This window comes from Pelodictyon luteolum DSM 273, from assembly GCF_000012485.1.
Lineage (GTDB): Bacteria > Bacteroidota > Chlorobiia > Chlorobiales > Chlorobiaceae > Chlorobium > Chlorobium luteolum.
In genome coordinates this window covers 1612335-1638930 of record NC_007512.1, presented here as the reverse complement: position 1 = coordinate 1638930, position 26596 = coordinate 1612335, and the positions used below count along the sequence as shown (strand labels likewise).

Here is a 26596-nt window from a genome sequence, read left to right as displayed (position 1 = left end):
GGAGCCCTCAGCCCCTAACCTGAAAAAGTGATGAGAGATGTGTCTTGCAATCCCAGGAAAACTCATTGAGATTTTCGATGAAAACAGTCTCAGGATGGGTCTTGTTGATGTGAACGGCACAACAACAAGGGTCTGCCTGGAATATCTCCCTGATATTCGGGTTGGCCAGTATACCATTATCCATGCGGGCTTTGCGTTGAAGATTGTTGACGAAGAGGAGGCTGCCGAGAGTCTCCGGCTATGGACGGAATTGATCGACCGTGGCGCTTTCGACATTGACGGGGATCCTCCGTCCCCTCTTGCCATGTAAGGCGGAATCTTATGAAATATATCGATGAGTACCGCAATCCCAGGCTTGCGCGGACCCTTCTTGAGGCGATCAGGAGACGGGTAAGCCGACCTTGGACCATTATGGAGATCTGCGGAGGTCAGACCCACTCGATCATCCGCAACGGGATAGACCAGCTGCTGCCGGATACCATAGAGCTGGTACATGGACCGGGATGCCCGGTCTGCGTCACGCCGCTCGAGTCCATTGAGCGGGCGCTTCTTCTTGCTTCAAAGAAAGAGGTGATCTTTACAAGCTTCGGCGATATGCTTCGCGTTCCGGGCAGCTCCCGTGACCTCTTCATGGTTCGCAGCGAAGGGGGTGACGTCCGCGTTGTCTTCTCTCCGCTTGACGCACTCCAGATTGCCCGAGACAATCCTTCTCGGGAGGTTGTTTTTTTTGCTGTAGGGTTTGAAACCACCGCACCTGCCAATGCTATGGCGGTCCATCAGGCTGCGCGCGAAGGTATCGGCAATTTCAGCATCCTCGTCAGCCAGGTCATGGTTCCTCCGGCGATGCGTGCCATTCTCCGAATGCCGGCCAACCGCGTCCAGGGCTTTCTTGCTGCCGGCCATGTGTGCGCCGTCATGGGATATGAGCAGTACCTGCCTCTTTCGGCCGAATTCCATGTGCCCATTGTCCCTACCGGATTCGAGCCGGTTGACCTGCTTGCCGGGATACTGAAAACGGTTGAACTGCTTGAGGACAGTCAGCCGGAAGTGGTGAACAGCTACGGCCGGGTTGTGAGCCGGGAGGGCAACCTGGCTGCGCGTGGGACAATCGACAAGGTTTTTGAGGTTGTTGATCGTCAGTGGCGAGGCGTCGGCCTTATACCGGAAAGCGGTCTGGGGTTGAGGTCGGAGTATGCCGGATTCGATGCTGAGAAAAGGTTTCACCTCTCCCATATGAGCACCGAGGAGTCGCCCCTCTGCATGAGCGGCAGCATCCTGCAGGGGGTAATGAAACCTGATGGATGTCCCGCCTTCGGCGCGGAGTGCACCCCGCAGCACCCCCTTGGTGCGACAATGGTTTCTTCAGAAGGGGCATGTGCCGCATACTACAACTATCACCGCAACCTCTGAAGTCCATGAACATTCTTTCGGCCTGCCCTGCACCCCTTATGCAGCATGAAACCGTCCAGATGGCGCATGGCGCAGGCGGAAGATTGTCACAGGAACTTATGCAGCGGGTATTCATGCCGCATATCCAGAATGCTTTTCTCGACATACTGGACGACCAGGCCAAGCTTGACCTTCCTCCAGGCAAAATAGCCTTTACCACTGATACCTATGTGGTGAGTCCGGTCTTTTTCCCTGGCGGCAATATCGGTGAACTCGCCATAAACGGCACGGTCAATGATCTTTCTGTCGGTGGAGCAACACCACTCTACATCAGTACGGGCTTTGTGCTTGAGGAGGGATTGCCGCTCACGGAACTGGAGGCGATTGTCCGGAGCATGGCTGCGGCCGCCCGCAGAGCAGGGGTGATGATTGTGACCGGCGATACCAAGGTGGTTGGTAGGGGACAGTGCGACCGGATATTTATCAATACATCAGGCATCGGCCTCATCCGCAATAATACGGCTCTTTCCTGTAGGAACCTTCAGCTGGGCGATGCTGTCATCCTCTCGGGAACGGTCGGGGATCACGGTATGGCCATAATGACCTCGCGCGAAGGCCTGTCTTTCCACTCGCGCATCACCAGCGACTCCGCTCCGCTCAACGCCATGATTGCAGCAATTCTCGATGAGGTTCCCTCAATCCATGCGATGCGAGACCCCACACGTGGCGGCGTGGCCGCCACCCTCAACGAACTGGCCTCATCCTCATCGGTTGGCATCGAGATTGATGAAGCTGCAATTCCTGTCAAGGACGATGTCAGGGGGGCCGCTGAACTGCTTGGCATCGATCCGCTGCATGTGGCCAATGAGGGAAAACTGGTTCTTGTGGTTGCGGCTCATGATGCTGTGAAGGTGTTGGCGGTGATGCGTTCAAGCGAACAGGGCCGGGATGCAGCCCTTATCGGGCGCATCGTCGAAGAGCATCCCTGCATGGTAGTAATGCAGACAGCATTAGGAAGCCGCCGCATCATTGACCTTCCTCCCGGTGAGCAGCTTCCGAGGATCTGCTGACCCTCCTCAACGTTCAGCTGGTTCAGCCGTGCAGTTCGGTTGGCCGGTGAGTGTGGGTGTGTGAGGATCCATCATGGCGATGCTGATGGCTGTGTACCAGATTATGCTTTTCAAGGAAAGCGGTGTCGGAGAGCACGGATTCAGGCGTGCCGCTTCGTTCGATGCGCCTGTTCCTCCCAAACACATGCACTGTATCGGCGATTTCGCCTGCGATATGCAGGTCATGGGTAGCCGTGATGATGGTTTTGCCTCGCTTGTTGGCCTTGAGGATGAAATCGATGACTTGACGGACGGTCGACGGATCAAGTCCAGCCGTCGGTTCATCGAACAGGTAGACTTCCGGGTCGATGGCAAGCACTGATGCTATGGCTACTCTTCTTTTTTCTCCGATGCTCAATTGATGCGGGACCCTGTCAAGCAGATGGCCTATAGCGAGTATTCCGGCAACTGCGTCGAGACGATGCAGCACCTCTTCTTCATCCACGCCAAGCTGTAAGGGTCCGAAGGCGATATCCTCCCTCACCGATGGACAGAAGAGCTGGATGTCCGCATTTTGGAAAACAAGGCCTACCCTCCTCCTGAACCGGTGTGCTGCTTCCACTTCGCAGAGGGACACTTCCCGCAACGGCTCCCCGAAGGCCAGAACATCACCATGGTCAGGAAATACAAGCCCGTCGAGAAGGTGCAGCAGTGTTGACTTACCGGTTCCGTTGGCTCCGATGATGGCCACTTTTTCACCAGGACGAACAACGAGATTCACACCATCTAGTGCCGGGAATTTACCTGCATAGGCATAACTGACATCGTTCAGTTCGAAAATATTGCTGCTCACGGGATTCCCCCTTCGTGGAGCAGGGCAACGCAGGCGGTCGCTGTTGCCAGCAGCCAGACCCAGTCCTTTCGAGTTGCATGAAGCCGGGTGAGGAGACGCGGTTCACCGGTATATCCTCTGGAAAGCATCGCCATGTATACCCCTTCACTCATTGCAGTCGTGCGGTTCCATGTTGTGGCGATATTCCCTGTTGCCAGATGCCGTCCATGACGGCTCCGGGATACGATGCCGACACGGCTTCTGAGTGCGGTAAATATATTTTCCACCATTGTTGCAAAAAGATAAAGATAGCGGTAACACATTGCAACCGTCAGAACAAACACCTGAGGGATCCTGAATATCCTCAGGACCTTCAGCAGCTCGGCGTGCCTTGTCGTCAACGACAGTAGCACGGCTACCGAAACCGATGTGGCTGTTCTGGTGACGAAGAGTATGGCTCCATCCAGACCTGGACGGGTGATGATGGCATGGAACCCCAGAAGCTGGATGGAGTATGCCGTCTGGCCCGGTGTTATCTGGCTGAAGATTGTCGGCAGCACAATCAGCAGCGAAAAGAGCGGGATGAAGAGCAGGGTTCTGGTCAGGAAGTAGGTGGCCGGAATTGCCGAAAAGATGGCGAGCGCCAAAACCGAGAGATAGATGAGGGCAATAAGGCCGGCGCTTTTAAGCGAGACGGCGGTTACGAGGAGTGCCAGCATCGTCAGGGTCTTGATTCTGGGGTCTAGCGACTGCAGAAAGCCTTGGCGGTTGGCATGTTCTTCTGACAGGGTTGCGTCTTTCAGGAAAGCCAGGGCTCTCAGCATTGAACTCGCAATGAAATCCCGTTTCATCCGGGTCGGTTTAATCATAACCTCTCGCAAGGATCTTGCCGATAATCAGGGTTGTTGCGGTTATGAGCGCAATGCCGGTTATGGCGGAAAATACATAGGCAATGCTTGTGAGAAGCAAGCCTTTTTCCTCCCATCCCTGAAAAGCATAGTCGGGTATCATAGCCTTCCATAACCCGGTCAGCCGTGCAAGGCCTTCCGGAAGATAGCCATTCATTTGGCGGATCTCGTCAGCTCCCCACTCTCCCCATGCTGCTTCAGCCCTGAAATAAGCGGGAAGGATCAAGCCGAGGGGGGACATGAGGGCTAAAATCCCGATGCCGATCCATAATTTCATGGCGAGTTTCATCGCTGATCTCCATTGAACAGCACTGTGCCCTCCTGTTGCAGATACTTCACGGCAAGCGCCGTTACGATAGCCTCGACCCAGCCAAAGAATACAAGATGTCCCACAAGCATTGCCGGAACGGCAATGTGAAGGCCGTAGGGAGAGTAGAGCGCCTGACCGTTTGATGTATGGTATAATGCAGGTTGAACTCCGAACTGGATTCCTGTCGTTAGAGCGGCCATGCATATTCCGGCATATGCTCCGGCACCGGCTGCAATGATACGCCGTCCAGAGCTTGTTGTGCTGTCATATGCAATGAACCGGTATACATAATAGCCGGTAAAGGGGAGCACAAACGCCAAGTTGAAACAATTTGCGCCGAAGGCGGTGATGCCCCCGTCTCCAAAGAGGAGCGCCTGTATCAACAGGGCAACGGTAACAGCAATGCAGGCCGCCCACGGCCCCAGAAGTATTGCCACCAGTACCCCCCCGACCGCATGGCCTGTCGAACCCCCTGGAATGGGCACATTGAACATCATGATCACGAAGCTGAAGGCGGCGCCGATTGCCAGATAGGGGACCTGCCGGACCTTCAGGGTTTTGCCTGCAGAGCGCGAAGCAGCGGTCCATATCGGTACCATGATTGCTCCGAATACCGCGCAGGTTGCCGGGCTCAGGTATCCGTCAGGGATGTGCATGGGTTCTCCGGATATTATTTTTCGTTCAGCCAGCTCTCAACGACCAAAGTTGCCCGTTCGACGGTCTCGCCAAGGAGGGAGGATACCTCCGGGCTGAGGCCGATCCGAAGTTGAAGGTCTCGGGGGGGGACTCCTATCAGGACGATCTCCCGGGGGATTTTCCCCTGAAGCCTGGCAACTCCGAGGAGTTCGCTGAAGCCCATCTGGTGGGAGGACATTTTACGGTGGATGAAGTCGGGGAGATCATCGTTACGGTAGACGTAGACCCTGCTGTCGTATTCGACGGGGATAAGGGCATCGAATACAAGAAGTGCATCGCATGACTGGATGTGGTCAAGCAGGTAAATCCCCTGAGTTCCTCCATCGATGGTGCATACCTGCTTAGGGAAATCGGTGGAGTCCCTCAAGCTGTTGAGGGCGGCGATGCCGAATCCCTCGTCAGAGTGGAGGATGTTGCCGAGTCCGAGGATGTTTATGCGATCGTACTTCACGCTGGATGGGGAATTGTTTCATTGGCGTTCGCCGCGGGAAATGTCCCGCTGCCGGTTCGGTAGCGGGCTTCAGGGCCTCCTTCAGGTGGGCTCTTCCTCTACCTTGTGCTTGTATCCGGTTATGATGGAGGATGTTACACTGGTGCGGTCGACCACATCGTGACGGAGCACGGCATACAGGTGCACGACAAGATAGAATGGGAAAATCCAGGTGACTATATGGTGTGCGTAATGCAGTCCGTAGCTGCCGCCGAAGAGCGGCAGCATCCATCCGAACCAAGTGGACATGGCGCCGCCGGGATTGTTTTCGCCGAACATGGCCAGACCGGAGAGAATCATGAACACGGAGCCGCAGAAGATGAAGAGAAAGTGTGCCAGTGCGGCTACCGGGTTGTGCCCGGCATAGTTAGGTTCGTCGGAACGCAGGAACAGATACGATTCAAGCTGTTCACGGAAGGGTTTGCCCCACCACGAAGGCGACCACGGCCTGAAACCGCCGAAGCGGGCGTAAGTGTCCCTGCCAAACACAGCCCAGTACATGCGGAAGAGGAAGTTGGCGATGAAGATGAAGGCTGACGCAAAATGGACATATCGCCACCAGGCCATACCTTTCTGCCATACAGCTTCACCCGGCGGATGAACAAGAACCGGAGATGCTATGTAGATACCGGTTGCAAAAAGTACCGTGATGCAGATCGCATTAATCCAATGATAGAGCCTTACCGGCAGCCTCCAGACATAGATTTCTTCAATGATTCTCCCCATGGCAGACTCCGTTTAAACGATTGTAACCGTTGTGATCTCGTTGCCGTTCATGTCGAAGAGATGCGATGCGCAGGCCAGGCAGGGATCAAATGAGTGCACGGTCCGGAGCACCTCAAGGGGCTCGGCAGGCTTGATCATCGGAGTGCCTGCAAGTGCGGATTCGTATGCTCCGGCAACGCCGTTTGCATCTCGGGGTGAGGCGTTCCATGTGGATGGTACGACAATCTGGTACTCCTTGATTTTCTGGTCCTCTATCTCTATCCAGTGACCGAGCGAACCCCTCGGGGCCTCGGTGTAACCAAATCCCCTGCACTCTTTAGGCCAGCTAGACGGTTCCCAGCGCTCACTGTTGAATGTCTGATAATCTCCGGTCTTGATGTTGGCAATCAGTTGATCGTAGTAGTGGCGCATGAAGCCGGCGGTCTGTTTGCACTCTATGCCGCGCGCGGCTGTCCGGCCAAGGGTCGAGAAGAGCGCTTCGGGGCCGACCGCCAGCTTGCTGAGCACAAGGCCGACGGTGTCTTTGATCATCGGGTCGTCCTTTGCATAAGCGATGAGGACGCGTGCCAGCGGTCCGACTTCCATGGCATGGTTGTTCCATCGCGGTGTTTTCAGCCAGCTGTACTTCTTGTCGGTGTCGAGGTGCTTGAAAGGAGGTTTGGGGCCGGTGTAGGCCGGGCTGGTCTCACCCTCCCATGGATGAAGCCCCTTTGCATCCCCGCCGGTGTAAGTGTACCAGCTGTGGCTTACCTCCTCGGTAATCTGTGACACATCTCTGGGGTCAACATCGAGGACCGTGGAGAGATCCTTGTTGAGGATGACGCCTCTCGGCCAAAGAAGTGTCCGGAAATCCTCAAGCGTGGTTTCGGGGAAGTCTCCATAACTGAGATAGTTGCCGAGACCGCCGCCATGCAGCCAGCCCTTATAGTATCCCGCAATGGCAATGAGGTCGGGAATGTATACCTGATCGATGAATGTAATGGTGTCATCAATGATCTTCTTGACCATTGCAAGCTGTTCGATGTTGATGGCCGTATCCTTTTCAGGGTCGATGGCGCATGCCATGCCGCCTACCAGATAGTTCGGGTGGGGGTTTTTACCTCCAAAAATCGTATGGATCTTGACGATCTCCTTCTGGAAGTCAAGTGCCTCAAGGTAATGGGCTACAGCAATGAGGTTGACTTCAGGCGGGAGCTTGTAAGCCGGGTGGCCCCAGTATCCGTTGGAGAAGATCCCGAGCTGACCGCTTTCGACAAAGCCCCCGAGCCGCTTCTGGAGGTCCTTGAAGTAGCCCGGTGATGATTTCGGCCATGCCGAAAGGCTCTGGGCTATGACAGAAGCCTGTTTCGGGTCGGCTTTCAGGGCGCTCGTTACATCAACCCAGTCGAGCGCATGCAGATGGTAGAAGTGGACCAGATGGTCCTGCGTCACCTGCGTTGCGTTCATCAGGTTCCTGATGATTTGGGCATTTTTAGGGACTGTTATGCCGAGGGCATCCTCAACGCAGCGCACGGACGCAAGAGCATGTACGGTTGTGCATACACCGCATATGCGTTCGGTGAATGCCCATGCCTCCCTCGGGTCTCGTCCTTTGAGGATGACCTCTATGCCCCGCCACATCGTGCCGGTGCTGTAGGCGTTTTCGATGACGTTGCTGTCGTTGAGTGTTGCCTCTATACGCAGGTGTCCCTCGATGCGGGGGATTGGATCAATAACTATTTTTCTTGCCATGAGATGCTCCCGGATTAAGCATTATCTTTATTTTCTTCACCGCCTTGTTTTGCCTTTTTCAGGGCTGTAACGGTCGCATGCGCCGCTGCGCCGGCAGCTGCGGCCCCAACGGCGACTATGCCAACCTTGTCTGCATTGCTGTCACTGCCGAGGAATGGTACTTTTGCGAGCCTTCCATAGAAGGGCCCATTATCCCAGAAACCTGGCTCGGAACATCCGATGCAGGGGTGCCCGGAGCCGATGGGGAAGCTGGTGCCACCGTTCCACTGGATTTTTGAGCATGAGTTGTAGGTCGTTGGCCCCTTGCACCCCATCTTGTAGAGGCACCAGCCTTTTTTTGTTGCTTCGTCATCAAAGCTTTCCACGAACATTCCTGCATCGAAAAACGCGCGACGATAGCATTTGTCGTGTATGCGGGTGTTGTAGAATGCTTTTGGGCGGCCGAGGCGATCCAGTTCCGGGAGCGTTCCGAAAGTGTGGAAGTGTGCTATAACACCGGTCATCACCTCTGCTATGGGCGGACATCCCGGTACTTTGACAATAGGCTTGTTTTTTATGATGTCTGAAACAGGAGCCGCTCCTGTTGGATTGGGATGGGCATTCTGTACACAGCCGAACGAGGCGCAGTTTCCCCAGGCGATGATGGCGGCCGCATCAGCTGCGGTCTCTTTTACGGTGTTGAGGAAGGAGTCCCCGCCTACCAGACAGTAAACACCGTCATCCTTTGTCGGAATGTTGCCCTCGATGGCAAGGATGTACTTTCCCTTGTATTCTTTCATGATCCTTCTTCGCACCTCCTCCAGCTGGGTACCAGCCGCGGCACTCAGGATATCATCGTAATCGAGAGAAATCATGTTGAAGAGGATGTCTTCAATGGTGGGATGGGAGGAGCGGATGAAGGATTCTGAGCAACATGTGCATTCAAGACCATGAAGCCAGAGAACGGGTGTCCTTGGTCCGGTTTCTATGGCGTGGGCGATTTTTGAGGCCATAAGCGGAGAGAGCCCGAGAGCGGCAGCCGTAAGTGCACAATATTTCAGGAAGCTCCTGCGGCTGATCCCCCTTTCGTTCAATACTTCTTCAAAGGTCTGTTTACACTGCATCATACAACCTCCCTTTTAAGCAAACCGGATTGTGAGAAAGCACATCGTACTGTACTGCTGGAAAACGAAGAGTCTGGCGCTCTGCCGCCACCATAACGATTGTTACTAATATAGCAACAAAAAAAAACAAGCGCATGATTTTTCCAGACCCGCCCCGTCCGGATTTCATCGTATTCTTGTTGTTTATAAATAAGCTAATCAGAAAAAACGCTTCAGCACTTAATTTTTCAGCAGTAACAATTACCCTCTCTTTCATTTGTTGTCCATCCGGCTCTCAATCACCTTTGGTAATAATAGTTTCTATCATGATCATCCTGCCTCTCTCTGTCGGTGTCTCTGGATTTCCTGTCGCGTTTTTCTTCTGTCCTGTTGCGTTCGTCACGGTTGTCATGGTTGTTACGAAGGTGGACTGCACATCCGGTCATCAGCATCAGCAGGCACACTACAAGAACTTTTCTGGTCATATCCTCTCCTGTTTTATAATGGTTGAGTGTTGGCGACGGTACGGTACTTCTTTTTTTGACGTCCAGTCGGTACGGCTTCCTGCGGTGTAATATGGAAGATATCGACGGAATTGATTACTTTTCTGTTAATTAACCCTCAACTTCTCCCTCTCCTTCAATGAACACCGGCGTGATTTTTGGATGATGTCGCGAAACGGGTTTCCAATAAACTACAGCCCGGTTCTCGCCCGGCAGCTTGGCATTGACGAGGCTGAGGAGACTCCGGCAGTAAAGCAGAATGACGGCGTCGACTTTGTGCCTGCCAAGCACTGGCTGATCCTTTTTGGTCATCATTTCGCCTCAATTGCCGGTGCGGCTCCCATCATCGGTCCTGTCATAGCCTGTCTCTACTGGGGATGGCTGCCCGCTCTTGCATGGATCGTTTTCGGAAGCATCTTCATGGGTGCGGTCCACGACCTCGCTTCGTTGGCTATTTCGGCAAAAAACGAGGGCCGATCGATTGCCGACCTGACTGAGAACATCCTCGACCGGAACTCCAAGATTGTTTTCAGCCTCTTTGTTTTCCTGACCCTCATCCTCATCGTCGCGGTGTTTGCCGCCATTGCCGGCCAGACGCTTGCCAATACGCCTGAAGTGGTACTGCCGACCATCGGCCTCATCCCCGTGGCATCGCTCATCGGCTGGCTGATGTATCATCGGGGCTTTTCCATTCCGCTTTCCTCGCTGCTCGGCGTTGCCATGCTTTTCGGTCTCATCGTTCTTGGCTACCGCTACCCCCTGAGCCTTCCGGTACCGAACCCTGAGCAGTGGTGGACGGTGATCCTCATTTTTTATGGCATGACGGCCTCTGTGACGCCCGTCACTCTTCTCCTGCAGCCTCGTGACCATCTGGCCGCTCTCGTTCTTTTTGCAGGGATGTTTTTCGGATTTCTCGGCCTCCTGCTCTCGCGTCCGGAGCTTCATGCCCCTCCGGTGGTGGCTTTTTCAAGCGATCAGGGCTGGATGTTCCCGATGCTGTTCATTACCATCGGCTGCGGAGCGGTATCGGGTTTTCACAGTCTTGTTGCCAGCGGCACTACAGCAAAACAGCTGCCAACCATGAAGGATGTCAGGGCGGTCGGTTACGGCGCCATGGTCACCGAATCGGCTCTTGCTGTTCTTGCAATCGTTTCCGTTACGGCAGGTCTCTATTGGAAAGAGCTGCCAGTCGGACAGCACGGGTTCGTTTACCAGGAGGTGTTTCAGAAAGGTGGGTGGATCAAAACCTTCGGCGTTGGCTACGGTGAGGTGACAAAGCCGGTGCTCGGCACCTTCGGCGCCCTTGTCGGCATCACCATGCTGAAGACTTTTGTCATGACGACGCTTGACTCGGCCACCCGCATCACGCGCTATGTCGGATCAGAACTGCTTGGGGAAACCTTCGGCCTCCCCGGCATGAAAAACAAATATGGCATTACGCTCCTGATCGGGTTTCTTGCCGCCATGCTTGCCCTCGGCAACTGGCAGGCAATCTGGCCCATTTTTGGTTCAGCCAACCAGTTGGTCGCAAGCGTGGTGTTCATCGTCACGAGCGTATGGCTCTTCAGGAGAGGCGGGAACTGGAAGCTGACGGCCGTACCGGCGGTCCTGATGCTTCTCACCACCCTCAGCGCTCTCGTGGTAAAAACATGGGAGTTCATGACGGCCGATCCCCGCAAGGACCTGCTGGCTGCAATTGCCATCGTACTTATCGCCCTTGCGCTCTTTATGCTTCTGCAGAGCATCCGCGTGGTCCGGAAGAAAGCCTCCGCCTGAAGCGGCCTTACAGCTTTGCGTTCCGCTCAACGAGGATTGTGGTGTTCTCTGCGATGCGGAACGTCGCCACAAGCGCTTCGAGAAGTAATCTGACGATAAGCAGGAGAAGGAAAAAGACGACTGGCGCCATCAGTATTCCGCCAAGGCCGCTCCAGAAGCTGTACTGCATCGTGGCAAAGCCTGCCCCGACTGTGCTGAGGGCAGTGATGGCGGCAAAGACGATCCCCATAATGTAAAGGTATTTGATGATCTGGAGGGTGATGAACTCCTTGAATGAAAAGTCGAACAGTTTGCCCATTAGCGATCCGTTCTGCATGGTAGCTCCTTTTTTGTTGTTGATTGACTCTGTTATCATAATAATCCGCAAGTCCTATGCCATCACTGGGAGTTTTCAGTACGATTGTTCTGGATGCGCATGGATGGGGTAGGGAATGTATGCCAAAGCGGGACGTTTTGGATCATTTTCCTGTATGCTGCAATCCGGACAGTGACTGAATGATGGCGGCAAAATGTCAAGGACTCCCATCTCTATCGGAATTCTGTCGGGAACTGCCCGGTTGTCACCGTCCGAGGCCGGTGTTTTTTTTTGATAAGAGTAAACAATTGTTATATTGCATATGTTGCAGGTGATGCAGGTGATGCAGGGATAACCTCCCTGTTTTTTTATGGGGAGGATTAACGATTGTTAATATCGTCCACGGTTTTTATCCATATGCAATTCACGGAATATCGCAGTGCGGTAGATTTTTGTTGATGTTCCGTTGTCATGGAAGTCATTATCACCAGCACACTCTTCACCTTTCGTGACCCAATTCACGAAAGGCATTTGTTAACCTGTCCGGAGATCATCCCCATGAAAAGAATCTTTTATTCAGCAGTATTCGCCTGTTCCCTGTTGCTGTCTCAGCAGCCCCTTCAGGCAGCGTCTCCCGATCCTGCAGCCCTGAAGGCGCAGCATGATCTTGTCAAAGGAGCTGCGATCTACAATTCCACCTGTGCGGTCTGCCACAATAACGGCATCATGGGCGCACCAAAACCCGGCGACAAGGTGGCATGGAGTGCCAGAGTTGCGGGTGGTTTTGCTCCCGTGCTGGCTAATTCCATCAAGGGGTTCAAAGGAATGCCTGCCCGTGGAGGCAAGCAGTCGTTGACTGACGCCCAGATTGCAGATGCTGTTGCCTTCATGGTGACCAAAAGCCTCTGATGCTGCATTGACGGGATTCGTCCCGTTTTTCCCAACCAACCAACCAACCACAACAAGGAGTACCGTATGAAGTTTAAAAATGCACTTGGGGTGCTTGCTGGCGGGGCGGTTTCCGCCCTGCTGCTTGCACTCCCTCAGGATGCCGAGGCAACGCCGGTTTTTGCACGGCAGACCGGCATGTCCTGCACCGCATGCCATTTCCAGCGCTTCCCTATGCTCAACGCATTCGGTCGTGATTTCAAGGCGAGGGGCTATGTCATGAAGGGGTCCCAGCAGACCATCGAGGACAAGGATCTGTCCATTCCTTCTAGCCTCAATCTTGGACTGGTGACCAAGCTGCGTTACCAGAAGAAGAACGGCACCACGACAACGGGCCCAGATGGTATGCTCAATGATGGAGAGTTCCAGATCCCCGACGAGGCATTTCTGTCCGTAGGAGGCAGGGTGGCTGAGAATATCGGATTCCAGACTGAACTCAACCTTGCCAACGTGAGTACCGGCGGCGTGTTCGCTGCCTTCAAGATGCCTTTCGTGTTCGACCTGGGAAAGGAGTTCATCGCCAACGTCATTCCCTTCACCACCGATACCCAGGGCCCGGCCTACGGTTTTGAACTCCTCAATACCGGAGCGGTCAGGTTCAGCCGCGCCTTCGAAAACCGGACTGAAACATCTGCCCAGCAGTACATCGGCACTGCTACAGCAGCTACAGGCGCAGCGCTGGTAGCCTACCACAAGTATGGTTACCTGAACTTCTCGCCGTATGTCAAGCGAGGATCGAATGCGGATCCTATCTTTTCTTCCGGACAGATGTTCAGTTATCTCCGTGGTGCGGTGACGCCGACCATCGGCGGTTGGGATCTTGCTGCCGGTTTCCAGGTGTGGAACGGTGACGCCAGATATACAGAAGCGGTTGTGGATGCGACTACGGATCCGGTTACGACAACCTATCCAGAAACGAGCCAAAGCGCCAATGCATGGGCAGTCGACGCGCAGGCTCAGGGTAATGTGGGTGAACTGCCGCTTGGCGTCTATCTGACTTATGGATCGGCAGACAACGCTGCCACCAATATTTATACAAAAGGTGCCGAAGCACTGACTCTTGCTGCGGAACTGGGTGTTATTCCCTACAAACTCACCCTTGGTGCTGCATACCGTTCGGCCAGCAATGGAAAAGCAACATTGGATGGGGAAGATGCTGTGACGCTCGGCATGAACTATCTGGTTGCTAAGAACGTGACCGTGCAGATCAACCACAGCTTCTACTCGTATGACGCCAACCTTGATGCGAAGGGCGACAACCTGACAACAGTGATGCTGTACAGCGCATTCTGATGGAGTAGCATTCCCGCTTTCCGGCGGGTTTATTCAGCGGTAGTCAGGAGGTAAGCCCCCCGTTTATCTCTTGATTGCTTTTATGCCGGCCCCGGTCTGGTTCCGTTTGTGTGTGTGGCGGAACAGGATTGGGGCCGGCTCTTTTATTTCCTCTGCCGTCCCCCCTCTTATTCTTGCCGTCGCCCTCTTCGGGATTGATTGTTTTCGATGCGTCACTGCTTGAAATCATGTTGATGCATCTCTTTTCCAATTCCATCAAGCATTCGCTCGAAGGCACTTTGATCGATTCATGGACGGCGAACGGATTAAAAAATTCGAAGTGTGCAGTGCTGAAAACAACAGATTCGGTTTCAGTGAGAAATAGCTTCCGGCAATTTCGGCAGGGTCTTCCGGGTGTGAGTGATCCCTTCTCTATTGTCAGCAAAATCAAAAATTTCTGCTCGATTGCCCTTCGTTCTGGAACGAGTGGGAATGGGTCCCGTTCAAGCGGGTCTTTCCTTCTGGATGTATAGCACCCGTTGGCTGGGCTGTTTTAAGACACTTTTAAGCCGGGCTTAAGGCTCGTTTAAGGAATCAGGGATATCTTTGTACTGGAATCAAAAAACCAGTAACCTGATCCGCCAATGTGGGCAATCCATCCTGATCCGGAAAGCCTTACCCCTGACGGCTTCATATCTGCTGCTTATCGTCGCATCGATGGCTCTCGACTATCTGCTGCACCAGTTGCAAATAGAGTTGGCCGGCCGGTACCTCGGTGTTGCTGGAACCATATTTTTCCTGCTATCTTTCCTCTATTCGGCCAGAAAAAAACAGATCATACCGAAAGGACCTCTGAAGCGCTTCCTCCAGCTGCATTGCCACGCCGGCTGGATAGCAACACTATTGATACTGGTCCATTCCGGAATCCATTTCAACGCATTTCTGCCCTGGGCAGCGACGGTACTTATGATGATTGTGACAGCAAGTGGCCATGTCGGACAGCATCTCGTACGGAGATTCAGGAACGAGGCGAAGCTGAAAAAGCAGCAACTCGGTATCCTCACCCCTCCAGACGATGCCCTTGACCGCCAACTTTTCTGGAATGCAGTGACCCTGAAAGCCCTTAACCAGTGGAGAATGGTGCATATGCCCCTGGTCGCATTCCTGATAATCCTGACTCTCGTGCATGTAGTTTCAATCCTGTTTTTCTCAAACCGGGCAAACTGGATGTGAAAAAATGAAACTGGTTATCCTTGTCATTGCGTTCTTCGCCATTGTCGTCGGCCTCGTCCTTGCATTTCCGGATTACCTGCTCAATCCTGGACCTTTGATGCAGGGGCATGCTCATATAGAGAAAAACTGCCTCTCATGTCACCGGCCTTTCAGGGGGGCACTCGCTATGCAATGCACGAGCTGTCATAAGCCTGAGGAAATAGGCATCAAAAACGTCAAAGGAATGGCTCTTCTCCGGAAGGACAGCAAAATATCGTTCCACAGGGGGCTGCCTGCGAACAGCTGTATCGGATGCCATACCGATCACAAGGGTCGTGACTCGACAAGAGCCGTCCGCGCATTCAAGCACGAAGGCATCAGTTTTGACCTCAGAGCCAACTGCAACTCTTGCCATGATGTTCAAAAGCCAAAGGATAAACTCCACGACTACGCAACCCGGAGCTGTGGAGAATGCCATTCAACCAGAGCCTGGAAGCCCGCAAGCTTCGATCACAAGTCGCTGGCATCCGGTACAAACTGCCTAGACTGCCATAAAGGAGATGTGCCCCGGGACCGCCTCCACTCAAGCGCCGGTGCCAACTGCAGCACCTGCCATGGGACCAGCGGCTGGAAACCGGCAAGCTTCGATCACAAGACAGTTGCATCAGCTCAACGCTGCCTAGACTGCCATAAAGGAGATGTGCCCCGGGACCGCCTCCACTCAAGCGCCGGTGCCAACTGCAGCACCTGCCATGGGACCAGCGGCTGGAAACCCGCAAGCTTCGATCACAAGTCGCTGGCATCCGGTACAAACTGCATAGACTGCCATAAAGGAGATGTGCCCCGGGACCGCCTCCACTCAAGCGCCGGTGCCAACTGCAGCACCTGCCATGGTACCAGCGGCTGGAAACCGGCAAGCTTCGATCACAAGACAGTTGCATCAGCTCAACGCTGCATCGACTGCCATAAAGGAGAGGTGCCCAAAGACCGCCTCCACTCAAGCGCTGGCGCCAACTGCAGCACCTGCCATGGCACCATGGCATGGAAGCCCGCAAGCTTCGATCATGACCGATATTTCCGTCTCGACCGCGACCATAGGGCAAGCTGCAGTACCTGCCATAATGATTCTTCCGATTTTAAGAAGTACACCTGTTATGGATGCCATGAGCACACTGCGTCGAACATTGCCTCCGAGCATCGTGAGGAAGGAATCAGAAACTATCAGAACTGTATGCGATGCCATAAAAGCGGTAGTGATGAAGACTGAAACTCCGTGGGGCCAAAGGCTTGAATCTGTTACCTGGAGTACCATCTTATTGTAATACAACATGAGGCCCCTTCAACGCATTATGGCGATATCTACCCACTTTACCGGATGCAATCGCCTTGCATAAATTCAATACATCAGTAATGCATTCCATTTCTCGCCCAAAAAAATCCCTGAAACCTTTCGTCCTGCTGTCGATTACCGCAGCAATCGTGACCATTGTAATGAAAATGCTGGCTTGGCGGTTGACCGGGTCGGTGGGATTGCTTTCAGATGCCCTCGAATCATTCGTGAATCTTGCTGGCGCCATGATGGCATTGGCCATGATCACTCTGGCTGAACGACCGGCAGATGATTCGCACCCGTTCGGTCACGGAAAGGCGGAATATTTTTCAAGCGGCTTCGAAGGACTGCTGATCCTCATCGCCGCATTGTCTATCGGATTCAGTGCTGTCGATCGCCTGCTTCACCCTCGGGAACTTGAGGCTGTAGGTTTTGCGCTTCTGGTATCGGCTGGCGCAAGTATGGTCAACTACTTTACGGCACGTACCCTGCTGACCGTGGGCAGGCGGGAGCATTCGATCACGCTGGAAGCCGACGCCCACCACCTCATGACCGATGTCTGGACATCGGTCGGAGTGATTGCCGGTGTTGCTTTGGCCTGGTGGAGCGGATGGACCTGGCTCGATCCTGTCATCGCTCTGGCGGTCGCAATCAATATCCTCCGAACCGGCTGGCACCTGCTGCAACGGACTGCGGAGGGGATGATGGATGCATCATTGCCTCCCGAGCAGCTTTCTGAGATCCAGACGGCATTGAAGGATATATCCCTGGACGGGGTGAGCTGCCATAACCTGAAAACGCGTATGGGTGGGAGCATTGTTTTCATAACACTGGATGTCATGGTACCTGGAAATTGGAGCGTTCAGCAGGGCCATGACTGTTGCGAATCTATAGAGGCTCATCTGCATAAGATTTTGCCTCATACCTACGTGACGACTCACCTCGAACCCTCAGACCAGTGACTTGGTCAGGGATGAATGTACATCATAGGCGGGGCTCGGCCTATATGGCTTTATTAAACAATCACTTAATTATCTGCCCATCATAATCAGCCCAGTTGTTCGGCGTCTCATACCAGCGCACGTTGTGGAGGCTTATGCCTTCAGGCAGATGGGTGCGGATCTCGTTGAAAGCCCATTTGGCGAGGTATTCAGCAGTAGGGGGGTCGTCGGTGACAAGCACCCGGGTGTTGCGTTTCAGGATGAACTCAAGATCTTCATGATCTTCACGCCAGACGGCAAACCCGTGGTCGAGCCGGTTGTGGATGTGCTCCACCATGATCTCCTTCAGGAACCGGAAGTCCATCACCATACCCTCTTCAGAGTCCCCGCTGCGCTCAATGACGGGTCCTTCGACGGTGGCGACAACGACACCGCGGTGGCCGTGCAGCTGGTTGCAGAACGAAAAGTGGTTCGGAAGGGTGTGTCCGTAATCGATTTCGATTTTCCGTGATATCTGCATGGTGGTCAGCGATGGGGTTTGGCTCAGGTCAGCAAGCAAAAGTGTACACAAAAAATCCCTGTTTCAAAAGTGTTGGCCATTCACTCGTAGTGGATGAATGCATCCTGCCGGGCTGAGGAACGGATAATTTTCCTACATTAGGTGACGCCTGCTGCCGGTTCCCCGGTGCATGCCTGCGGACCTTTTAGGGGGGTAAGGTTGTTGACTGTTCCTCATGCTCCACCGGGTCCCGTCATTTTCAGTAAATTATTCCACGGCCAAAGCCGTTTTCCGCCATGCAGTCAGATGCTGACAAAATCTGGAAAATCATCGTTTCGGAAGCCTCCGCTGAATGCAGGCGCGATCCTGACATCAGCATGTTTCTTGAGCAGCATATCCTTCAGTTCAGCGATTTCGCCTCATCGCTGGCGATGCTGCTTGCCGTGAAGCTGGGTTCCAAGCACTTTCCTCCTCCGGTCCTGCAGGGACTGTTCGAGGATTTCTACAGGGATTGCCCCGACAGGGTGGATTATGCGGTGTGCGATCTTGTTGCAACCCAGGACCGTGACCCTGCGGCTGTCTACTATTTCGAAACCATGCTGTTCCTGAAAGGCTATCAGGCACTTCAGGCCTACCGTTTTTCACACTGGCTGTGGAAAAACGGCCGCAAGACCATGTCCTACTTCATCCAGAACCGCATTTCAGAGGTCTTTGCCGTCGATATCCACCCTGCGGCGGTAATCGGCAAGGGGATACTGCTTGACCATGCCACAAGTCTTGTTATCGGCGAAACGGCTGTCGTTGACGACAACGTGTCGCTGCTGCATGAGGTGACCCTCGGCGGTACCGGCAAGGAGACGGGCGACCGCCATCCGAAGGTGCATAAATCGGTGCTGATCGGTGCCGGTGCGAAGATCCTCGGCAACGTGGTCATCGGCGAGGGGGCAAAGGTCGGTGCGGGCAGCGTGGTGCTGGACGATGTTCCGCCGCATTACACGGTAGCCGGCGTGCCGGCCCAGATAGTGGGCCGTACGGAGGTGCAGGAGCCTTCACTGGACATGAACCAGCGCCTGGTCGGCCGCTATAACGAGAGTGATGGCAATCAGCCGGTAAAAGCAGACCGCAAGGCTTCGCGGTAGCGCTCGAGCCGTTCCCGGATCTCATCCATATGGTCGCCGCCGAGTTTCTCGAGCAGGGCATTGGCGATGACCGGTGCCACTACGGCTTCGATCACGACGCCGGCAGCCGGGACGGCGCAGGTGTCGCTGCGCTCGAAGCGCGAGAGGACCGGCTCAAGCGTGTCGAGGTTGAACGACTGCAGCGGCGACTGCAGTGACGAGATGGGTTTCATCGCTGCCCGGATATGGATGACCTCGCCGCTCGACATGCTTCCTTCCAGGCCTCCCGACCGGTTGGTCGGTCTCCTCACGCCTTCTCCCTTCATAAGGGTGAACGCATCGTGCACTTCGGAGCCGGGTTTGCGCGCATTGTCGAATGCAGGGCCGATCTCCACTCCCTTTATTGCCTGAACAGCCATGACGGCTGCAGCTAGCTGGCTGTCGAGCCGGCGGTCATGCTGGACATAGCTGCCGAGCCCGACCGGAACGCCGGTAATGAAGATTTCAATGACACCGCCTAGTGTATCGCCCTGCTCCTTCGCTCTATCGATAGAGGCCATCGCCTCTATTCCAGCTGCTTCCCCGATCATGCGGACTTCCGAACGGTCCGCAGCTTCCGATAGGGTTTCAGCACCATGTTCAAGCAGTGAACGTAAGGGCCCTTCAGAGCCGGTATCCTCCGCGGAGCCAATGGAGGCGACCCTGCTGCCGATTTCGATGCCGAGCTGACGCAGAAAGGTGCGGGCAAGTGAGCCCGCAGCAACCCGGGCAGCGGTTTCTCGCGCTGAAGAACGGTCGATGACGGGGCGGATGTCGTTGAAGCCGTATTTCAGGCGTCCGGCAAGGTCGGCGTGTCCGGGGCGTGGAATGCTGATTTTTTCCGTCGTCTCTTCATTCGAGCTGAACTGTGCCATCTTGTCGGTCCAGTTTTCCCAGTCGCGGTTCCGGATGACGAGGGCAATCGGGGAGCCGATGGTTTTGCCGAAGCGGATGCCGGAGAGCACCTCGGCACTGTCCTGTTCTATTTTCATGCGCCCCCCGCGGCCGTAGCCCTGCTGGCGGCGCCGGAGCTCGCGGTCGATGTCCTCTTTCGTAATGGCAACACCGGCCGGAATGCCGTCAATAATGGCCGATAGCGCCGGGCCGTGGGATTCTCCTGCGGTAAAGTATCGTATCATGGGCTTCGTGTTATCTTGGAAAAAGGCCCGGCCGGTGCCTTCTGTGACATCCTGCCGGGCCTTTCTTTGTGGTCCTGACGGTTGCTCGGGTGAAAGAGGCTCAGCGGAGTCTTTTGGCGGCCTCTTTAGCGTAGTAGGTGAAGATCATGTCGCCGCCTGCACGCTTCATGCAGAGAAGCGATTCCATCATCACGCGCTCTTCGTCGATCCAGCCTTTGGCTGCAGCGGCCTTGACCATGGCATATTCACCCGAGACATGGTAGATGGCCACGGGTACATCGAAGCGCTCTTTCGTGCGGTAGACGATGTCAAGGTAGGCCAGACCGGGCTTTACCATGACGATGTCTGCGCCTTCCATGATGTCGAGCTCAATTTCTTTCATCGCCTCATCGGTATTGCCGGCGTTCATCTGATAGGTGCTCTTGTCGCCGAACTGAGGGGCGCTGTGCAGCGCGTCGCGGAACGGGCCGTAGAAGCTGGATGCATATTTGGCCGCATAGGAGAGGATGCCGACGTCGGAGAAGCCTGCATCGTCAAGCGATTCGCGGATGGCGCCGATGCGGCCGTCCATCATGTCGCTGGGAGAGACGAAGTCTGCGCCTGCGTTGGCATGCGAAATGGACATCTTGCAGAGCACCTCGACGGTTTCATCATTGAGGATGATGCCGTCTTTGACGAGGCCGTCGTGGCCGAAGGGTGTGAACGGATCAAGGGCGACGTCGGTCATGATGCAGAGATCGGGTACCTTGGCCTTGATGGCGCGGATGGCTTCCTGGATGATGCCCTTGTCATTGTAGGATTCGCTGCCGTCCTCGGTCTTCTGTTCGGGGATGCCGAACAGGTCGATGCACTGGATGCCGAGATCCCAGAGTTCCTGGCACTCACGGACTGCATTGTCGATGGTGTAGCGGAAACTGCCGGGCATGGATACTACTTCTTCTTTGCCGTTCGTGCCGGGCATGACGAAGAGCGGGTAGACGAGATCGTTGACGGTGAGGGTCCGTTCCTGTACAAGGTTCCTGATGGCCGCAGTCCTGCGGAGCCTTCTGGGGCGTTGGGGGATATTGAGGAGGTCGAGCTGGCTCATGAATGATGACGGATTATGGTTGACAATGCAGTGCGGCTCAAAAAACCTTAAAATAAAAAAATCCGTGGACACTGCGAAGTGCCCCGATCGAAAATCAGGGCCTCTGTCGGCTTACATTAGGTAGCTGATCATGATGCCCGCTGCCACTGCTGAACCGATGACTCCGGCTACGTTGGGTGCCATGGCGTGCATGAGGAGGTGGTTCGTGGGATCGGCCTTCAGTCCTTCGATCTGAGCTACACGGGCACTGTCGGGAACAGCCGATACTCCGGCTGCGCCGATGAGGGGATTGATCTTGTTGTCGCCCTTGAGGAAGAGGTTCATCAGTTTTGCAAAGAGCACACCGCCGGCGGTCGATATCATGAACGACAGGGCGCCGAGCACGAAGATGAGGATCGACTGCGGGGTAAGGAACGTTGTGGCCTGGGTCGATGCTCCGACGGTGAGGCCGAGGATGATGGTGACAGTGTCGATCATGGCGTTGCGGGCCGTGTCGGCAAGGCGTTTGGTGACCATCGACTCTTTCAGGAGGTTGCCGAAGAAGAGCATGCCGAGGAGCGGCAGAGCGCCGGGGGCGATGAACCCGGTCAGGAGCAGACCGGCAATCGGGAATACAACCTTTTCGGTTTTAGAGACGGAGCGGGGCGGTTTCATCTTGATTTTGCGCTCTTCCGGAGTGGTCAGGAGCCTCATGATGGGCGGCTGGATGACCGGCACGAGGGCCATGTAGGAGTAGGCGGCGATGGCGATGGATCCGATGAGGTGCGGAGCCAGTCGCGAGGAGATGAAGATGGCCGTCGGACCGTCAGCACCGCCGATGATGCCGATCGAAGCCGATTCCGGGTTCGTGAACCCGAGGGCAATGGCACCGAGATAGGTGAGGAAGATGCCGAGCTGGGCAGCCGCGCCGAGCAGGATGAGCTTCGGGTTCGAGAGCAGTGTGGAGAAGTCGGTCATGGCCCCGATGCCGAGGAAGATGAGCGGAGGGAAGATGCCTTTGAGCACACCCTGATAAAGGTAGTTCATGACGCTGCCCTGTTCGTAGATGCCGAGCTGCAGTCCGGCGTTCTCAAGGAAGGGCGTGTTGCCGATGAGGATACCGAACCCGATCGGCACCAGAAGCAGCGGCTCGTATTCGTGCCGAACGGCTAGATAGATGAAAAGGATGCCGATGAGGATCATCAGCACGTGTCCGGGCGTGACGTTCATAAACCCGGAGTATTCAAGAAAACGGAGTATTCCCTGCATGGTGGTGGTTAATCTATTTCAACAAGGACGTCGCCCTGCATGACGGTATCGCCTTCCCGGACCTTTACGGTCTTGACCGTTCCGTCCTTTTCGGCAAGGATATTGTTCTCCATTTTCATGGCTTCGAGCACCAGCAGCGGCTGTTCGCGTTTTACCGCTGTTCCGGGTGCAATCATGATCTGCAGGATGGTTCCCGGCAGGGGAGCCTTTATCTGGCTCAGTCCGGACGTGTTCAGCGGTGTGGGTGCCTTTGGCGGTGCGCTCGGCGCGGAGCGGACGAGCTTTGGCGGCTGCGGGGCTTTCATTTCACGACCCAGCTCTACCTGGTACGCTGTTCCGTTGACCTCGATTTCAGCGGTGTTCTCTTCAATCGACTTGATCTCAACGCTGTAATTGTTTCCGTTTATCTTGAAGGTGTATCGCCTCATCTCACTGTGCCTTTGAAATTGATGACATTGTAAATCTTGGAATTCCAGGGGGAATAGTTTTTTGCCGCCTTTTTGATGGTGAGGATGGCGGTTTCCTGATCATGGAGCTCGGTGAAGTACATGTGCAGAGCCATGGCGATGGATGCATTGACTTCTCCGCTCTGTCTGGCCACCTGAGCTCTGGCCGATGCCGGCTCCGTGTCGTTGGCTTTTTTTCCGAACCGGGCCTCAAGCAGGTGTGGAAGTACGCTGAAGACGAGATAGAGAATGATCAGCGACATGAACACCACCCCGTAGCCCGTGGCTGCGAGCATGAGGTGATCAGCCTGTATTGCCGAAAGGTTGAATGAAACTGCTGGGAACATGGGTTTTGCTGTTTTCCGTTGTCAGAGCGGGAGCGTTGAGTGTTTTTTCGGGGGGTTCCCGTCTTTTTTTGTTGAGAGTACCTGCAGGGCCCTGATGATGCGGAACCGCGTGTTGCGGGGCTCGATGACGTCGTCGATATACCCGTACTTTGCTGCTTCATAGGGGTTGGCAAATTTCTCCCTGTACTCGGATTCCTTTTCGGCGACGAACCGGGCCCGCTCTTCAGGGTCTTCAATGGCTTTCAGTTCACGGTTGTAGAGCACTTCAATGGCGCCTGCCGGCCCCATGACGGCGATTTCGGCATTCGGCCAGGCATAGTTCACGTCTCCGCGCAGGTGCTTGGAGCTCATTACACAGTATGCTCCGCCATACGCTTTGCGGAGGATGACGGTGATTTTTGGTACGGTGGCCTCACCGTATGCAAAAATGAGTTTAGCGCCGTTACTGATGATGCCGTCGAACTCCTGGGCGCTGCCGGGCAGGAACCCTGGAACATCGACGAGGGAGACGATGGGTATGTTGAAGGCATCGCAGAAGCGGATGAAGCGGGCGGCTTTCCTTGACGCGTCGATGTCGAGGCATCCGGCGAGGTACTTGGGCTGGTTGGCCACGATGCCGGTCGAAATGCCGTTGAAGGTGACGAACCCGATGACGATATTGCGGGCGTACTGGCGCTGCACTTCGAGGAACTCCCCGTTATCGGCGATGGCCTGGATGACGTCCTTTACATCGTATGGCTGGGACGGTTTCTCGGGAATGATGGTGTTCAGGCTCTCCTCGAGGCGGTCGGCAGGGTCGTCGCAGATTGCCAGCGGGGGTTCTTCGAGGTTGTTCTGTGGCAGGTAGCTCAACAGTTTTTTGATGAGCAGGATGCCTTCCTCTTCATCGGCCGCCACGAAATGGGTGACGCCGGATTTGGTGGCATGGACTGAAGCTCCGCCAAGGTCCTCTTCGGTGATTGTTTCACCCGTCACGGTTTTGACCACCTTCGGGCCGGTGACGAACATGTAGCTGGTTTTTTCGGCCATAAGGACGAAGTCGGTAAGTGCGGGGGAGTATACCGCACCGCCGGCGCAGGGGCCGAAAATGGCTGAAATCTGCGGAATCACGCCGGATGCCATGATGTTGCGCTGGAAGATGCTTGCGTAGCCGGCAAGGCTGCGCACACCCTCCTGTATTCTGGCTCCGCCGCTGTCGTTGATGCCGATGACCGGCACGCCGACTTTCAGGGCCTGATCCATGATCTTGCAGATCTTTTCGGCATAGGTTTCCGAGAGGGAGCCGCCGAAGACCGTGAAGTCCTGTGAGAAGACATAGACCGGTCGGCCGTCGATGGTGCCGTACCCCGTGACGACGCCGTCGGAGAGGTAGTGCTGTTTGTCAAGGCCGAAATCGGTGGTGCGGTGGGTGACGAACATATCGTACTCTTCGAAGCTTCCTTCGTCCAGGAGCATTGCTATGCGCTCGCGGGCCGTGAATTTCCCTTTGGCGTGCTGTGCTTCAATGCGCTTTTCACCGCCTCCGAGGCGGGCTTTTTCGCGTTCGGCAATCAAGCGTTTCATGGTGTTGTGGGATAATGATTGAGATGCTCTATGGCAGGTGCCGTGAGATCTGCACAACCGTTGATGCTGAACATGGTGGACTGGGGAGCCATCTGGTGTTCCGGGTTTGCAGAGTCGCTGCATGAGGGGTTCGCGGTTCCATGGCGGTTCCGCTCTGTTGCATTGAATATTCAAAAAAAAAGGGGAATAACCGCCTTTGTTGCCGCAGTGGGGCGAATAATCTTATATTTTTCTTTTTTTTGCTGTCAAACAGCCGTGAAAACCTATGCATTCTGACCTGCATCTGGCGATGCACCTTGCCCGTGAGGCGGGGGATCTGACGCTTGAATATTTTTCCCGCAAGTCGCTCAAGGTTGATACCAAGCGGGACTCTTCACCGGTCACGGAAGCGGACCGGAGAGCGGAGGAACTCATCCGGCGGGGGATTGCGGCACAGCATCCGCATGACGGACTGTTCGGGGAAGAGTTCGATGAGCAGCCTTCCGGTACCGGCCGCCGCTGGATCATCGACCCGATTGACGGTACCCGCGCCTTCATCCACGGTGTCCCGCTCTACGGCGTCATGATAGGGCTTGAGGTGGACGGAAAAATGCAGCTCGGGGTCATCAATTTCCCTGCGCTCCGGGAGCTCTACCACGCAGAACGGGGTGGCGGTGCGTTCATGAACGATGATCCGGTCTCGGTCTCCTCGATTGCCGATACGTCGTCCGCCACGATAGTGTTCACTGAGAAAGAGTATCTGCTTGATCCCCCTTCGGCCCATCCGGTCGACATGCTGCGCCTTGAGGCGGGACTTGTCCGCGGGTGGGGCGACTGCTACGGCCACATGCTGGTGGCTTCAGGCCGGGCTGAAGTGGCCGTCGACAAGATCATGAGCCCATGGGACTGCGCCGCCGTCATTCCCATTGTAGAGGAGGCCGGAGGCCGCTCTTTCGATTACCGGGGCATGGCCACCATTTCGGGAGAGGGGCTTGTGAGTGCGAACGGACCCATCGGTTCTTCACTTCTCCGAGCCATAAGCGAAACGCTTTGAACCCGCTTCCGCCATGATTCTCATTCTGCTTCTCCTGGCTCTTGGCCTTCTCCTTGCCATCTTCGTGATGCTTTTCACCGGCTGGCCGGGCCGTGAGCGGAAGGCGGTCGAAGAAATCGGCCGTGAACTTCGCCGCGAGATGGCGCAGCAGCGTGTTGATTCCATGCAGCTGCTCCACGCAATGAAGATCGAGCTTGAAGAGTCGCTGCGTGAATCCATTGAGCAGGAGGTCAGCTCTCTTGCCGCAGCAGGTACAAAGCGCCGGTCGCAGGGGCGGAAAGGCCAGGCCCCGCACAGCATCAGCAATCCTCCTTCCATTGACACCGGAGATGCCCAGAGAGAGCCTTCCGCTGTCCTCCCTGAGAGCACTTCTGTCGACGATGGGGATGAACCCATGCAGGTCCGTGAAGAAGACCGCGGCCAGCTGGCGCTTTTTGCCGAACCCGCTGCCGCTGCTCCGCTCTCTTTGCGCCTTGTGCATCCGGATCCTGTTCCCCCTCCTGAGGAGGACATGATTCGGGTCTATGCTGCCGATGACCTTCCTGATGTCGACTAGCCGATAGTACAGCCGACAGATTCCGGATACA

The 26596-nt window shown here is 55.2% G+C and carries 30 protein-coding genes; 12 read left to right on the top strand and 18 right to left on the bottom strand.

The genetic code is table 11. The features are described from left to right. The first annotated feature begins 37 nt into the window (after nt 1-37). From PLUT_RS07545 to hypE, 3 genes are read left to right on the top strand one after another with little or no spacing between them, the layout of a single operon-like run. Nucleotides 38-310, top strand: a complete 273-nt coding sequence (locus PLUT_RS07545) for a HypC/HybG/HupF family hydrogenase formation chaperone (RefSeq protein ID WP_011358187.1) — start codon at nt 38-40, stop codon at nt 308-310. 11 nt (nt 311-321) lie between these two features. Further along, on the top strand, nt 322-1410 hold the full coding sequence (hypD, locus tag PLUT_RS07540) for a hydrogenase formation protein HypD (RefSeq protein WP_011358186.1): 1089 nt from the start codon (nt 322-324) through the stop codon (nt 1408-1410). 5 nt (nt 1411-1415) lie between these two features. Continuing rightward, nucleotides 1416-2459 carry a hydrogenase expression/formation protein HypE gene (gene hypE / locus PLUT_RS07535; protein WP_011358185.1) on the top strand — a complete coding sequence of 348 codons (1044 nt, stop codon included), beginning with the start codon at nt 1416-1418 and terminating at the stop codon, nt 2457-2459. Nucleotides 2460-2481: 22 nt separating this feature from the next. Here the strand turns inward: hypE and PLUT_RS07530 are convergent, their stop codons facing one another. The 9 genes from PLUT_RS07530 to PLUT_RS07490 form a co-directional block, all read right to left on the bottom strand. After that, nucleotides 2482-3219, bottom strand: a complete 738-nt coding sequence (locus PLUT_RS07530; RefSeq protein ID WP_420825881.1) for an energy-coupling factor ABC transporter ATP-binding protein — start codon at nt 3217-3219, stop codon at nt 2482-2484. A gap of 68 nt (nt 3220-3287) precedes the next feature. Then, entirely contained in the window at nt 3288-4121 is an 834-nt protein-coding gene (gene cbiQ, locus PLUT_RS07525) for a cobalt ECF transporter T component CbiQ (protein ID WP_157858166.1), read from the bottom strand. A 10-nt stretch (nt 4122-4131) separates the two neighbouring features. After that, a complete protein-coding gene (locus PLUT_RS11770; RefSeq protein ID WP_041464155.1) occupies nt 4132-4455 on the bottom strand; it encodes a PDGLE domain-containing protein in 324 nt (107 codons plus the stop codon). An 8-nt stretch (nt 4456-4463) separates the two neighbouring features. Beyond that, nucleotides 4464-5144, bottom strand: a complete 681-nt coding sequence (cbiM, locus tag PLUT_RS07515) for a cobalt transporter CbiM (RefSeq protein ID WP_011358181.1) — start codon at nt 5142-5144, stop codon at nt 4464-4466. A gap of 14 nt (nt 5145-5158) precedes the next feature. Beyond that, entirely contained in the window at nt 5159-5635 is a 477-nt protein-coding gene (locus PLUT_RS07510; RefSeq protein ID WP_011358180.1) for a HyaD/HybD family hydrogenase maturation endopeptidase, read from the bottom strand. A gap of 81 nt (nt 5636-5716) precedes the next feature. After that, nucleotides 5717-6400, bottom strand: coding sequence for a Ni/Fe-hydrogenase, b-type cytochrome subunit (gene cybH / locus PLUT_RS07505; RefSeq protein ID WP_011358179.1), 684 nt, complete (start codon nt 6398-6400; stop codon nt 5717-5719). A 12-nt stretch (nt 6401-6412) separates the two neighbouring features. Then, on the bottom strand, nt 6413-8131 hold the full coding sequence (locus PLUT_RS07500; RefSeq protein WP_011358178.1) for a nickel-dependent hydrogenase large subunit: 1719 nt from the start codon (nt 8129-8131) through the stop codon (nt 6413-6415). Nucleotides 8132-8145: 14 nt separating this feature from the next. Beyond that, a complete protein-coding gene (locus tag PLUT_RS07495; protein WP_011358177.1) occupies nt 8146-9234 on the bottom strand; it encodes a hydrogenase small subunit in 1089 nt (362 codons plus the stop codon). Beyond that, entirely contained in the window at nt 9224-9490 is a 267-nt protein-coding gene (locus tag PLUT_RS07490; RefSeq protein WP_041463864.1) for a hypothetical protein, read from the bottom strand. Before PLUT_RS07490 ends, PLUT_RS07495 begins: the two co-directional genes overlap by 11 nt. Before the next feature lie 388 nt (nt 9491-9878). Here PLUT_RS07490 and PLUT_RS07485 point away from each other — a divergent pair, with 388 nt between their 5' ends. After that, nucleotides 9879-11492, top strand: a complete 1614-nt coding sequence (locus tag PLUT_RS07485; protein ID WP_011358176.1) for a carbon starvation CstA family protein — start codon at nt 9879-9881, stop codon at nt 11490-11492. Between the two features lie 7 nt (nt 11493-11499). On the opposite strand, the gene PLUT_RS07480 is transcribed toward PLUT_RS07485, so the two are convergent. Beyond that, nucleotides 11500-11808: a DUF4282 domain-containing protein gene (locus PLUT_RS07480; RefSeq protein WP_041464154.1), complete on the bottom strand. Its 309-nt coding sequence runs from the start codon at nt 11806-11808 to the stop codon at nt 11500-11502. A gap of 450 nt (nt 11809-12258) precedes the next feature. On the opposite strand from PLUT_RS07480, the gene PLUT_RS11555 reads away from it, so the two are divergent. From PLUT_RS11555 to PLUT_RS07460, 4 genes are all read left to right on the top strand, one after another. Further along, the gene (locus PLUT_RS11555; protein WP_081423692.1) at nt 12259-12696 is read left to right on the top strand and encodes a c-type cytochrome; all 438 of its coding nucleotides are present in this window, start codon (nt 12259-12261) and stop codon (nt 12694-12696) included. Nucleotides 12697-12762: 66 nt separating this feature from the next. Continuing rightward, on the top strand, nt 12763-14028 hold the full coding sequence (locus PLUT_RS07470; RefSeq protein ID WP_011358173.1) for a hypothetical protein: 1266 nt from the start codon (nt 12763-12765) through the stop codon (nt 14026-14028). A 696-nt stretch (nt 14029-14724) separates the two neighbouring features. Beyond that, complete coding sequence (locus tag PLUT_RS07465; RefSeq protein ID WP_238974572.1) at nt 14725-15240, top strand: hypothetical protein; 516 nt, start codon at nt 14725-14727, stop codon at nt 15238-15240. Nucleotides 15241-15244: 4 nt separating this feature from the next. Next, a complete protein-coding gene (locus PLUT_RS07460) occupies nt 15245-16486 on the top strand; it encodes a cytochrome c3 family protein (RefSeq protein WP_011358171.1) in 1242 nt (413 codons plus the stop codon). 46 nt (nt 16487-16532) lie between these two features. Here the strand turns inward: PLUT_RS07460 and PLUT_RS12185 are convergent, their stop codons facing one another. Continuing rightward, nucleotides 16533-16811, bottom strand: coding sequence for a hypothetical protein (locus tag PLUT_RS12185; protein WP_420825884.1), 279 nt, complete (start codon nt 16809-16811; stop codon nt 16533-16535). Here PLUT_RS12185 and PLUT_RS07455 point away from each other — a divergent pair. Continuing rightward, nucleotides 16699-17511, top strand: a complete 813-nt coding sequence (locus PLUT_RS07455; protein WP_420825873.1) for a cation diffusion facilitator family transporter — start codon at nt 16699-16701, stop codon at nt 17509-17511. The genes PLUT_RS12185 and PLUT_RS07455 overlap by 113 nt on opposite strands. A gap of 61 nt (nt 17512-17572) precedes the next feature. Here the strand turns inward: PLUT_RS07455 and PLUT_RS07450 are convergent, their stop codons facing one another. Then, nucleotides 17573-18010, bottom strand: coding sequence for a 6-pyruvoyl trahydropterin synthase family protein (locus PLUT_RS07450; RefSeq protein ID WP_041464150.1), 438 nt, complete (start codon nt 18008-18010; stop codon nt 17573-17575). Between the two features lie 275 nt (nt 18011-18285). On the opposite strand from PLUT_RS07450, the gene cysE reads away from it, so the two are divergent. Continuing rightward, complete coding sequence (gene cysE, locus PLUT_RS07445; protein WP_011358168.1) at nt 18286-19128, top strand: serine O-acetyltransferase; 843 nt, start codon at nt 18286-18288, stop codon at nt 19126-19128. Here the strand turns inward: cysE and aroC are convergent. The 6 genes from aroC to PLUT_RS07415 form a co-directional block, all read right to left on the bottom strand. After that, nucleotides 19092-20285, bottom strand: coding sequence for a chorismate synthase (aroC, locus tag PLUT_RS07440; RefSeq protein WP_011358167.1), 1194 nt, complete (start codon nt 20283-20285; stop codon nt 19092-19094). The genes cysE and aroC overlap by 37 nt on opposite strands. 100 nt (nt 20286-20385) lie before the next feature. Then, the gene (gene hemB / locus PLUT_RS07435; RefSeq protein WP_041463863.1) at nt 20386-21372 is read right to left on the bottom strand and encodes a porphobilinogen synthase; all 987 of its coding nucleotides are present in this window, start codon (nt 21370-21372) and stop codon (nt 20386-20388) included. 111 nt (nt 21373-21483) lie between these two features. Beyond that, nucleotides 21484-22620, bottom strand: coding sequence for a sodium ion-translocating decarboxylase subunit beta (locus tag PLUT_RS07430; protein WP_011358165.1), 1137 nt, complete (start codon nt 22618-22620; stop codon nt 21484-21486). 8 nt (nt 22621-22628) lie between these two features. Further along, nucleotides 22629-23048, bottom strand: coding sequence for an acetyl-CoA carboxylase biotin carboxyl carrier protein subunit (locus PLUT_RS07425; RefSeq protein WP_011358164.1), 420 nt, complete (start codon nt 23046-23048; stop codon nt 22629-22631). Next, on the bottom strand, nt 23045-23413 hold the full coding sequence (locus tag PLUT_RS07420) for an OadG family protein (protein ID WP_011358163.1): 369 nt from the start codon (nt 23411-23413) through the stop codon (nt 23045-23047). The genes PLUT_RS07425 and PLUT_RS07420 overlap by 4 nt, the downstream gene beginning before the upstream one ends. Nucleotides 23414-23434: 21 nt before the next feature. Beyond that, a complete protein-coding gene (locus PLUT_RS07415; protein ID WP_011358162.1) occupies nt 23435-24976 on the bottom strand; it encodes an acyl-CoA carboxylase subunit beta in 1542 nt (513 codons plus the stop codon). A 265-nt stretch (nt 24977-25241) separates the two neighbouring features. Here PLUT_RS07415 and hisN point away from each other — a divergent pair, with 265 nt between their 5' ends. After that, on the top strand, nt 25242-26009 hold the full coding sequence (gene hisN, locus PLUT_RS07410; protein WP_011358161.1) for a histidinol-phosphatase: 768 nt from the start codon (nt 25242-25244) through the stop codon (nt 26007-26009). A 13-nt stretch (nt 26010-26022) separates the two neighbouring features. Beyond that, complete coding sequence (locus PLUT_RS07405; protein ID WP_011358160.1) at nt 26023-26565, top strand: hypothetical protein; 543 nt, start codon at nt 26023-26025, stop codon at nt 26563-26565. The last annotated feature ends 31 nt before the right edge of the window (nt 26566-26596 follow it).